Here is a 10,472-nt window from a genome sequence, read left to right as displayed (position 1 = left end):
ACACATTTATCAGAAGAAATAGAAGGAGACAATTCTAGTTTAAACTTCATGAAAGTATTATTAGCCGATCATGATGCCATAATTGTAGAAATGAGAAAAATTATACCTACAATAGAAGAAGATTATGAAGATGTAGGTACTGCAGATTTTTTAACCGGACTATTACAAGAACATGAAGAAATGGCTTGGATGTTACGAGCTAGTTTAAGTTAATTTATTTAAGTAACTGATTACCAAAATCAGATAAACTTATATACTTGCTAAAATTGCAGTAAAACGTTTTGTTGTGACAATCCTAAAAGCAAACACGTTACTGCATATTCTTAAAATACGAGCCATCCAGTAATTAGTTCTGTTGAAATTAATGAAAGGTGGCTTTAGTGTTATAATGATGAAGCCTTCGTGAACTACTAAACCAATTTGATATGATTGACCCAAAATTTCCTGAACTAACAAATGCTCAAGTAGCAAAGTTAAAGGCTTATGGTACTATTGAAACCTATAAAGAGCCAACTATTGTTTTAGATTTTGGAGATCAATTTTATGATTTCTTCGTAGTACTCTCTGGTGGAATCAGAATTATTGATCCTGATCAGAATGATGATAATCTTACTATTCATAAAAAACATCAGTTCTCAGGTTCAAGCAGTATACTTTCACACCGTACGGTAGGTGTTTGCGGTGAGACTTTAGAAAATACACAACTTTTACGTATTAAACCTGAAAAATTAAAAAGTGCCATCGCTATATTCAGTGATATTAGTGATGTACTGCTTAATGCTTTTCTGTTACGTGAAGATGCGTTAAAACATAGTATTCAAGGAATTAAGTTAATTGGTTCTGAACACTCAAATGAAACATATGCCATCCGTGATTTTATGGATAAGAATGACATATGGTATAAATACATAGATTCTGATAAGGAGGAAGGATTAGTTCAAATGTTAGAAACCTTTAATTTGACGACTGATGACCTACCCGTTTTAATAAATAGCCAGAATGAAATTTCTATTCGTCCTACAATTGATGAAATTGGGGCATGTACAGGAGTCAGAATTAAAATTGACAATGAAGTTTACGATGTGCTAATTGTCGGAGCCGGTCCTGCTGGTTTAGCTGCCAGTGTTTATGCATCTTCTGAAGGATTAAAGGTATTAACAATTGACAGCAATTCTCCAGGAGGTCAAGCTGGCAAGAGTTCTAAAATTGAAAATTACTTAGGGTTCCCTACTGGAATATCAGGTAGAGATTTAGCAAATAACGGATACATTCAAGCTCAAAAATTTGGTTGCACCATTTCAGTTCCTCACGAGGTAGAAAGTATAGAGCGTAAAGCAGATATTTACGAGGTTCATGCCAGTAACACGTCTCCAATAAAAGCTAAAACTGTAATTGCCGCCACAGGTGCCGCGTATAGAAAATTGCCCTTACAAAATATAGATAAATTTGAAGGCGCGGGCGTATATTATAGCGCAACATCTATGCACGCCAATATGTGTAAAGACAGTGAAATTGGTATTGTTGGCGGTGGTAACTCGGCAGGTCAGGCTGCAATATTCTTAGCCAATTATGCCCAAAAGGTATATGTAATAATTAGAAATAAAGATATTGGCGCTAAAATGAGCGACTATTTGGTTCAACGTATAATGGCTTGCGAAAACATAGAAGTACTGACTAATAGCAATGTAGTGAAAGTTAAGGGCGATACCTATTTGGAAGAGGTAATAGTCAAAAAAGATGAAACTTTAGTAGAAAATGATATTAATTACCTTTTCACTTTTGTAGGTGCAAAACCTTGTACAAAGTGGTTAAATACCATTATTGATACCGACGCCAAGGGTTTTGTCCATACCGGACTTACCATTTGCGACTACGCACTAAAAAACGAATCTGAATTCAGCCAGCGAAAACCCTACACGTTTGAGACGAGTTTACCCGGTCTTTTTGCTGTTGGCGATGTGCGTTCGGGTTCTGTAAAACGTGTAGCTTCCGCCGTTGGTGAAGGCTCTATTGTCGTTAGCGATATTCATAAGTATTTGGCGCTAGATAAGTTTGCTACTATCACAAATTAAGGCATCTTCATACCAATAGCTGGTAATATTTATATAGTAAACTTTGAAATTGCCACAACTACTGTTACCATTCAGTTTTCAAAGTGTATTTTTTTAGAAAAATAACTTCTAACAGTGAAACACTTCTTTTATAATTCGTTTCGAAAAATTTAAAAAAATATAGACAGTAAAAATCATCAGCTTCATGAAATGCAATTTGTAACAGATTCTGATGGTTTATATTTAGTGTTAGATTCCCAAATAGCAATAGAAGCTTATGGTCAACATTGGTCTTCAGCAGAAAAAGGGAGTTAATATTTTATATGATTAAAGTATGACAGACAAAGCAAAAACTAACGCTTATTTTGACAATGATAAAGGCGATTATGCACAAGCACACCCAGATGCTTATGCATGCTAAAAAGATTGAAGAATTACTTTCTTTGACGAATACATTGGTTTAAATAATATGGCTTGTTATTTTTTTGATGCTACCTTTGTAGCTCAGAAATTCACAAGAATAAAGGTTGGTTATTAAACACCGATAAATGAAGAGAATTACAGGAACGTTCATAGTATTTGCAGTGATATTTACTGTAATCTCTTGCCGTAATAATAATGAGGTTAAAAAAACTAAAGGCGATTTAAAACTTCGTTTTGTAGACGAATATGTTTTATCAGACACAACTACATTTGCAAACACAAGGGTAGGGGGATTATCAGGAATTGATTATGCTAATAGTAATTGGTATGCCATTAGTGATGATAGTGAATCCCCTAGATTTTATAGTGCTAAGCTTTCTTATAATTTGAACGGATTTGATTCCATTGCTATAACATCAGTTACTCATTTAAAGGATAAAAACGGCAACCTATTTTCCAAAGGAACAATTGACCCAGAATCTATAAGATTTGATAGTGGATTCTTCATTTATACAAGTGAAGGAAATATAAAGAACGAGATAAAACCCTTTGTCCGTATTTCTAATTCAAGCGGAGTCTATGTCAAGGAATTTGATTTAACGAACCGCTTCTTACCTAATAGTAATCCTAATTTAGGACCACGTCATAATGGTGTGTTTGAAGGCATTACATTGAGTTACAATAAAAAAGGGTATTGGGTTGCGATGGAACTTCCTTTAAAAGAAGATGGTAAAGAACCTACTATAGAAGAAACGGATTCACCGGTAAGAATCGCTTTTATTAACAAAACTGGGCATTTCGAAAAGGAAATAGTCTACGATCTTGACAGAGTTGCGCGTCCTGCTAGTAACGGAGCTATTTTTGAACTCAATGGGATTGTTGAAATTTTAGAATATGATACTAATAAATTTTTTGTTTTAGAACGTTCTTATTCTATGGGCTATCAAGATGGTGGCAATACCGTAAAAATTTACGATGTGGATGCAAGCAATGCTACCGATGTTAGCAACATTAATAGCTTAAAAGAAGCTAACTATACCAAAGCAACCAAAAAACTCATATTCAATTTTGATGATATTCGTGAAGAACTTACCAACGGTATAGTAGATAATATTGAAGGTATTACTTTTGGTCCAAACTTCAAAAATGGTAATCGCTCATTAGTCGTGGTAGCCGATAATAATTTTAGCCTTTATGGTCCTCAGCTTAATCAATTTATCCTGTTTGAAATTTTAAAATAAATTATATTTTATTCGTTATGTAGAATATTTTTGTAAATCATTTATAATCATAATTTTACAATAGACAAGAATTTCATTAGTTCCTCTATTTTTAAGAAGAATAATTATTCTTTAAAGCTTTTAAATAGTTTAGGAATTTTAATAAAAAATCTAGTTCTTGCACGATTAATTTTTGCTCATAATAATGGATGATTTAATAACATTTTCTATTGCTGTTTTTACTGGTTTTTTTGCCATTACCAACCCTATTTCTAACATGACCGTTTTTTTATCGCTTACCCAAGGTGCCGATAATAAAACGAAAGAGGATATTAATAAACGTGCCAACCTAATTGCATTTATAATTGTTTTAGTATTTGTACTTCTTGGTAAGTATATATTTGAGTTATTTAATATCAGTATTCCCGCATTTAAAATCACCGGCGGTATACTTATATTTTATATAGGTTTTGACATGCTTCAATCAAAACAGTCTAATGTCAAGAATATTAAACATGTAAACATCGACGAAAACATTGCTGTATCTCCATTGGCCATTCCAATTTTAGCCGGTCCTGGAACAATAGTTACTGCTATGAACTTTGTATCTAGCGCACAACCTGTACATATCGCTATTGTTATTGCAGTATTCGGTTTTATGAGCTTGTTGACTTACCTAACATTTAGGCTAAGTAATTTTATTGTGCGCTTAGTAGGGTTCAATGTTATTTCAGTAATCGGTAAAATAATGGGTTTGATCATTGCCATAATTGGTACCGGTATGATCATAGAAGGAATAAAAATTTCATTCAATTTGATTACTAAATAATTACCCGGTATAAGCAATTATTATTTTTATCAATTTACTGTAATATGAAAAAGGTACTTGTTTTATTTGCTCACCCTAAGTTTGAAAAGTCTAGAGCAAATGCAATTTTGGTAAATTATATAAAAGATAAGGAAGGCGTCACTTTTCATGATTTGTACGAACAATATCCAGATTTTCATATAGACGTTTTGTTCGAGAAGAAATTATTACAAGAGCATGATGTTATAATTTGGCATCACCCTTTGTATTGGTACAGTTGTCCGCCATTACTAAAACAATGGATAGATATAGTCTTGGAATTCAATTGGGCTTATGGACCAAAAGGCAAAGCGTTGACTTCTAAAATTTGCTTAAATGTCATTACTACTGGTGGCAGTAAAGAATTATATTGTTCTCAAGGTAGTAATAGTTATACCATAACAGAATTTTTAAGACCTTTTGAACAAACAGCGAATTTGTGTCTTATGACCTATCACAAACCTTTTACCGTAATGGGCACCTATACATTGACTGATGAAGAGCTTAAAAACTACGGAGAGAATTATAGTACTTTAATCGATAACCTTCAAAGTAAGGAAACAGTTTTAATCCCTTAACTGCAATTCAATTGAACACACTTTAATTAACCAACCAATTATGACCGGAAGTATACTTTTTGATGCTATTGTTTTTTTACTAGGGGCAATCATTTGTGTTTCAATTGCTAAAAGACTAGGTCTAAGTTCTGTTTTGGGTTATTTGATTGCCGGTGTTTTAATAGGTCCGTATGTATTGGGCTTTATTGGAGAGGAGGGAGATGATATTCTTCATTTTGCCGAGTTTGGCGTAGTGGTGATGCTATTCTTGATCGGACTCGAAATTGAGCCAAAAAACTTCTGGAACATGCGTAAATCTATTGCAGGTATGGGTGGTTTACAGGTAGCCGGCACCATGTTACTCTCTTATTTATTTTTTACACTATTGAATTTTGACTGGAAAGTTGCCTTAGTAATTTCTATGGCAGTAGCCTTATCTTCTACAGCCATTGCCATGCAGACCATTGATGAAAAAGGACTTATGGAGACAACTTTTGGCAACGCGGCATTTTCCATACTATTATTCCAAGATATCATCGTAATCTTCATGTTAGGTGCAATTCCTCTACTTTCCAATTCAGGTGGTGAAGCTGCCGTTGACAGTCATGAAACTACCGGTAACCTTTTAGATACTTTACCCATGGGATACCAAACTCTGGCTATTATCTTATCTGTAGTTTTAATAATAGTGGCAGGTCAATACTTAATTGTCCCCATGTTACGTAGGGTTGCAAAAACTGGTGTAAGAGAACTTCTGTTTGCTTCTGCCTTGTTAATCGTATTCAGCATATCATTTTTAATGGAATATGTAGGGCTATCGCCTGCCTTAGGTGCATTTTTAGGTGGTGTTGTTCTTTCTAGTAGTGAATACAAGCATGAACTTGAAAGTAACCTTGAACCTTTTAAAAACCTTCTTTTAGGTTTGTTTTTTATAGCAGTAGGCGCTTCAATTAATTTTGTGGTCATTGCTAAAATACCATTGACCATTGGCGGTATTTTATTGGCGGTAATAGTGATCAAAGCATTAATACTTTTTATCATTGGTAAAGTATTCAAGTTAAGGCTAGACCAAAATCTGCTGTTGACTTTTGGCTTGGCACAAATTGGAGAATTTGCCTTTGTATTGTTATCCTTTGCATTTCAATTGAATATATTGAATCAAGAACAAATGGATATTATGTTGGTAATTACGGCATTGACAATGTCGTTAACACCTATTATTAGTATCATTAACGAGCGTTTTATCTTACCAAAAATTGGAACAAAAGAATCTATTAAACGCCCTACGGACCATATTGCTAAATCGCAAAACGTGATTCTGGTTGGCTTTGGTCATTTTGGTAGTACAGTAGGAAGGTTTTTACGCTCTCATGGTATAGAGGCAACTATACTGGATCAAGATTCTAATAGGGTAGATGTTTTACGTAAAATGGGTTTTGAAGTATACTATGGTGATGCTTCCCGTATAGACTTATTAGAGTCTGCCGGAATTGCTCAAGCTAAAATTTTAATATGTGCTATTGATAACCCTAGTATTACCAAAGAAATTACAAAAATGGTCAAAGAGAAATATCCACATGTAGAACTAATGATCAGAGCTCAAAATAGAAATGATGCTTATGAATTATTAAATATGGGTATGGAAAATATATATCGAGAATCTCTAGATACATCACTATTATTGGCAAAAGATGTTTTAAGTAAACTTGGTTTTAGAAAATACACACTGAACAGACAAGTTCAGAATTTCATTAAATATGATGAGACCAGCTTAAGACGATTGGCAGCTGAACCCAAGGGAAATGAAGATTACATTTTTAAGGTTCGTAAAGAGTTAGAGGAGCAAGAACGATTATTAGAAGAAGATTTTAAAAGAGGCATCGTTGAATATGACAATCATTGGAATAGTGAGTCTATTAGAAAAGTGCTAGAAAATCAGCAAAACAATACTACTCCACAAGCTGATTAAAAGATTCTAGATAAAAACTATAAAGCATTTATATCTAAAATGTTCATTAAGAGAAGCTGTATTCCACCTTATAATTGCCTTTTAAACTTCTATAAAATACTTAAGTTCATGGGTGAAATTAGCTAGTACGTCTATTTAAGAAATATTTACAAGGTTATGGATTAAACCACTACTACATTTGCTTGTCAAAGAATTGAACATAAAATATAAGTTTAACCTTTTAAATATAAAAAGATGAAAACAATTACTAAAACATACGCAGTAGCAACATTACTATTATTTGCATTTGCTTTACCAGCTTCAGCACAATCTTCTAAAAAGAAAGTTACCAAGACGACTGTTACAAAGAAAGTGACTAAAACACCTGGTAAAATATCTAGTAAAAAAGTAACCTATAAAAAACCTACTAAAAAAGTAGTATCTGTTAGGACTGTTCCTAATAAGCAAATAGTAAAGCATAATGGTCAAAGTTATTACTATTCTAACAACAAATTTTATACATCGTCTGGTGGTAGATATATTACCATTGCACCAAAAGTTGGCTTTAGAATAAACACATTACCGCCAAACTATGCTAGGGTTAATTTTAACAACCGTTTGTATTTTAATGTTGGTGGCACTTTTTATATTGAATCAAATTCGGGCTATGAAGTTGTTCAACCAGAAATTGGAACTATAGTTTACGAATTACCAGATGGTTATGAAAAAGTGACTATTGATGGTTTATCATACTATGAGTATTCAAATATTTTATATGAAAAAGTACAGGTAAACGGATCAAGAGCTTATGAAGTTGTTGGTATCATTGATATGGAATAAATAAAATTGGATGTTGATTATTACAAACGCTTATGGATTTTTCCATAGGCGTTTGTTGTTTTATAGGTTGGCTGTATTCTTACATTGATAAAACATGACGCTGGTTAGTTTTTATAAACAGAGATTTACTTAGTTTTATAGTAGTTAATTTAACTAATATGGCTCATTAAATTCTTCTTACCATGTCTTCAACCTATCTTATTATAACTTTTTGCTCCCTTATTTTTTCAAATTTAAATAGCGATGAGATAACGACGAAACCCAATAACTCCCTTAATTTTAATATCATTCATAATGATAAAATTGTGGGTAATTTACAAGCAAAACAGACTATTGAGAACTCTAAAATCAATTATCAAAGTATCTCCACAATCAATACTAGAATTATTAAGGAAATTGAAGTAAACTATAAGTATGACGTAACCTACGAGAATAATCTTTTAAAAAGAGCCAATGTTTTAATAGATGTAAACAACAGAGCGCATGCAGATATTACGACCAGCTGGCAAGAAAGTTATTACCAAATTACTAAAAACAGTAAAAACGAAAAGGTAGTAGAAGGTCATATTACATATGCTACCATTTTATTGTATTTTAAAGAACCTATAGACATAGAGAAGTGTTACTCTGAGCAAGATGGCAGTTTTAACACAATAGTTGCTTTAGGCAACCATATTTACAAAAAAATTAATGCGAAGGATCAAGAAAATATTTACCATTATAAAGATGGATTTCTAAAAAAAGCAGAAATCAATGGTGGATTGGTAAATTTTGAAATAGTAGCTCAAAACTGATTAATAGTTAATAAAGAACACCAATTATGACACATATCGGTTTAGTACTTTCAGGAGGAGGCATAAGGGGAGTGGCGCACATAGGAGTAATCAAAGCTTTAGAGGAGCATGGTATTTACCCCACCCACATATCTGGTACTAGCGCAGGTGCTATTGTTGGAGCACTATATGCCGGTGGTGTACATTGGGCAGATATTTTGGAATTCTTTAAAGTGATTCCTATTTTTCATGCCAAGAAATTTGCACGGAGAAAACCCGGATTTCTGGACACAGAGAAGTTTTATGATGAATTTAAAAAGTTCTTTCCAGACGATGCTTTTGAATCGCTTCCAAAGAAACTATACATTACTGCTACTGATATTATTAAAGGTGAATTAACCATTTTTGATAAAGGAGAACTGATAAAACCCGTTTTAGCATCTGCCACTTTCCCTGGCGTATTTTCACCTGTAGATATTAATGGTTCTTACTATGTAGATGGTGGAGTGTTAAACAATTTTCCTATTGAGCCATTGCAAACTCACTGCGACAACATTATCGGCAGTTATGTAAATGCACTGAAAAGTATTGAAATAAATGACCTAAAGCATTCTTATAATGTTCTTGACAGGGCCTATAAAATAAAATCTGCATCAGAATCTATTGCCAAGTTTTCTGATTGCAAGCTTATCATTTCCCCAGAAGAGCTTTGTGAATATGCTACTTTTGACATGAGGTCCATTGATCCTATTTTCGACATTGGATACAATAATGCTTTAGATGTTTTAAAAGCACAAGGTTACTCAAAACAAAATACCAGGTAATTAGGCTTTAACGTGAGTAGAACGCTCCATAAAGAAATCTTCAAAACGTTCTAACTTAGGGTGCATTTTTTCCGAGTATATTACATATTGGCACTTCATAATACTCTGAGCAACCGTAATCATTGCCGTGTAGTCAGATTTTTGAATTAAAAAATCACCATCATCAATACTACATATCTTTAACTGTGAAGTACTTACGCCATTTAATAAAAACAATTTATGTAGGGTAGTAGGGGTAGTTATCAAAATATCTATACCCTCAAATATTTCTGACTTTTGAATATCTATATGCAATTCTTTATAGCTGGCATAAAGTCTAACATCGGTATACTTGGTGTATTCAAAAAAGGTATCATAAAGTTCCAATACCTTTTCTTTATTCTCAACTACCACAACGGCTCTTGGCGCATTACCCTCTGCTTTACATTTTAGTTTTTGTAATGTGGTTAAAATTAACGTAGTCGTTTTTCCACTTTCTTTTGGTGCCGTACAATAAACATTCGCCCCACTTTTTATAACAGGAATACTTTTTTTCTGAAACGGAGTTGGTTCTGATATGGATAGAAATTCCAATCTTTCTAATAAATGCTGATTCAGTTTTTTAAATGACATATTGCTACCTTAACTAATTACAAATACTGTTACCATACAAAGATACAGCCTACAAATGGGCTAACCCCATTATACCTAGGTATTTTATATAGGTAAACTTCAGATACTTTTTTATGAATACAAAATAAGAAATACCCCCAGCATAATACCTGCCAATGGCACCAATTTCTTTCGTTTGTTCTGCTCTTTAAAAATAAAACCACCTACTACAACGGCTATAAGTATTTGACTTCTTTTGATTGCAGATAACAACATAATCAATGCATCGGGATCTTGTAATGCCTTAAAATAGAAATAGTCGGCCGTTTGTAATAGAAGCCCCACCATTGGTATGGTCCATCGCCATTTAAAAGAGCCTTTTAGATTAGAATTAGTTG

10 protein-coding genes and 1 pseudogene are annotated in these 10,472 nt (G+C 33.2%); 9 read left to right on the top strand and 2 right to left on the bottom strand.

Features of this window, described 5'->3' with window-relative positions:
- The 9 genes from ABJI11_RS16940 to ABJI11_RS16900 form a co-directional block, all read left to right on the top strand.
- On the top strand, positions 1-213 hold a 213-nt coding region (locus tag ABJI11_RS16940; protein WP_348354898.1), incomplete at its 5' end, for a ferritin-like domain-containing protein.
- A gap of 212 nt (positions 214-425) precedes the next feature.
- Complete coding sequence (locus tag ABJI11_RS16935) at positions 426-2,072, top strand: FAD-dependent oxidoreductase (protein WP_348354895.1); 1,647 nt, start codon at positions 426-428, stop codon at positions 2,070-2,072.
- Between the two features lie 527 nt (positions 2,073-2,599).
- Complete coding sequence (locus tag ABJI11_RS16930) at positions 2,600-3,715, top strand: esterase-like activity of phytase family protein (RefSeq protein WP_348354892.1); 1,116 nt, start codon at positions 2,600-2,602, stop codon at positions 3,713-3,715.
- A 184-nt stretch (positions 3,716-3,899) separates the two neighbouring features.
- Positions 3,900-4,523, top strand: a complete 624-nt coding sequence (locus tag ABJI11_RS16925) for a MarC family protein (protein ID WP_348354889.1) — start codon at positions 3,900-3,902, stop codon at positions 4,521-4,523.
- A gap of 44 nt (positions 4,524-4,567) precedes the next feature.
- Positions 4,568-5,119, top strand: coding sequence for an NAD(P)H-dependent oxidoreductase (locus tag ABJI11_RS16920; RefSeq protein WP_348354886.1), 552 nt, complete (start codon positions 4,568-4,570; stop codon positions 5,117-5,119).
- A gap of 40 nt (positions 5,120-5,159) precedes the next feature.
- Entirely contained in the window at positions 5,160-7,067 is a 1,908-nt protein-coding gene (locus ABJI11_RS16915; RefSeq protein ID WP_348354883.1) for a monovalent cation:proton antiporter-2 (CPA2) family protein, read from the top strand.
- A gap of 234 nt (positions 7,068-7,301) precedes the next feature.
- Positions 7,302-7,886 (top strand): DUF6515 family protein, encoded by a 585-nt coding sequence (locus ABJI11_RS16910; protein WP_348354880.1) that lies wholly within the window; start codon positions 7,302-7,304, stop codon positions 7,884-7,886.
- A 182-nt stretch (positions 7,887-8,068) separates the two neighbouring features.
- The gene (locus tag ABJI11_RS16905) at positions 8,069-8,680 is read left to right on the top strand and encodes a DUF6134 family protein (RefSeq protein WP_348354877.1); all 612 of its coding nucleotides are present in this window, start codon (positions 8,069-8,071) and stop codon (positions 8,678-8,680) included.
- A 26-nt stretch (positions 8,681-8,706) separates the two neighbouring features.
- A complete protein-coding gene (locus ABJI11_RS16900) occupies positions 8,707-9,483 on the top strand; it encodes a patatin-like phospholipase family protein (protein WP_348354874.1) in 777 nt (258 codons plus the stop codon).
- On the opposite strand, the gene ABJI11_RS16895 is transcribed toward ABJI11_RS16900, so the two are convergent.
- Together ABJI11_RS16895 and ABJI11_RS16890 are read right to left on the bottom strand one after the other, a co-directional pair.
- On the bottom strand, positions 9,484-10,095 hold the full coding sequence (locus ABJI11_RS16895; RefSeq protein WP_348354871.1) for a DEAD/DEAH box helicase: 612 nt from the start codon (positions 10,093-10,095) through the stop codon (positions 9,484-9,486).
- Positions 10,096-10,206: 111 nt separating this feature from the next.
- A pseudogene (locus ABJI11_RS16890) lies at positions 10,207-10,472 on the bottom strand (permease); the annotation flags it as partial.

It is taken from the genome of Maribacter sp., from assembly GCF_039968975.1.
In the GTDB taxonomy this organism is placed as follows: Bacteria; Bacteroidota; Bacteroidia; order Flavobacteriales; family Flavobacteriaceae; genus Maribacter.
The sequence above is the reverse complement of the archived record's forward strand: the minus strand, read 5'-3'. Positions and strand labels throughout refer to the sequence as shown.

Coding starts and splice junctions, on each gene's coding strand:
- ABJI11_RS16915 (WP_348354883.1), top strand. CDS start 5,160: ATGACCGGAAGTATACTTTTTGATGCTATTGTTTTTTTACTAGGGGCA.
- ABJI11_RS16925 (WP_348354889.1), top strand. CDS start 3,900: ATGGATGATTTAATAACATTTTCTATTGCTGTTTTTACTGGTTTTTTT.
- ABJI11_RS16920 (WP_348354886.1), top strand. CDS start 4,568: ATGAAAAAGGTACTTGTTTTATTTGCTCACCCTAAGTTTGAAAAGTCT.
- ABJI11_RS16895 (WP_348354871.1), bottom strand. CDS start 10,095: ATGTCATTTAAAAAACTGAATCAGCATTTATTAGAAAGATTGGAATTT.
- ABJI11_RS16930 (WP_348354892.1), top strand. CDS start 2,600: ATGAAGAGAATTACAGGAACGTTCATAGTATTTGCAGTGATATTTACT.
- ABJI11_RS16900 (WP_348354874.1), top strand. CDS start 8,707: ATGACACATATCGGTTTAGTACTTTCAGGAGGAGGCATAAGGGGAGTG.
- ABJI11_RS16905 (WP_348354877.1), top strand. CDS start 8,069: ATGTCTTCAACCTATCTTATTATAACTTTTTGCTCCCTTATTTTTTCA.
- ABJI11_RS16910 (WP_348354880.1), top strand. CDS start 7,302: ATGAAAACAATTACTAAAACATACGCAGTAGCAACATTACTATTATTT.
- ABJI11_RS16935 (WP_348354895.1), top strand. CDS start 426: ATGATTGACCCAAAATTTCCTGAACTAACAAATGCTCAAGTAGCAAAG.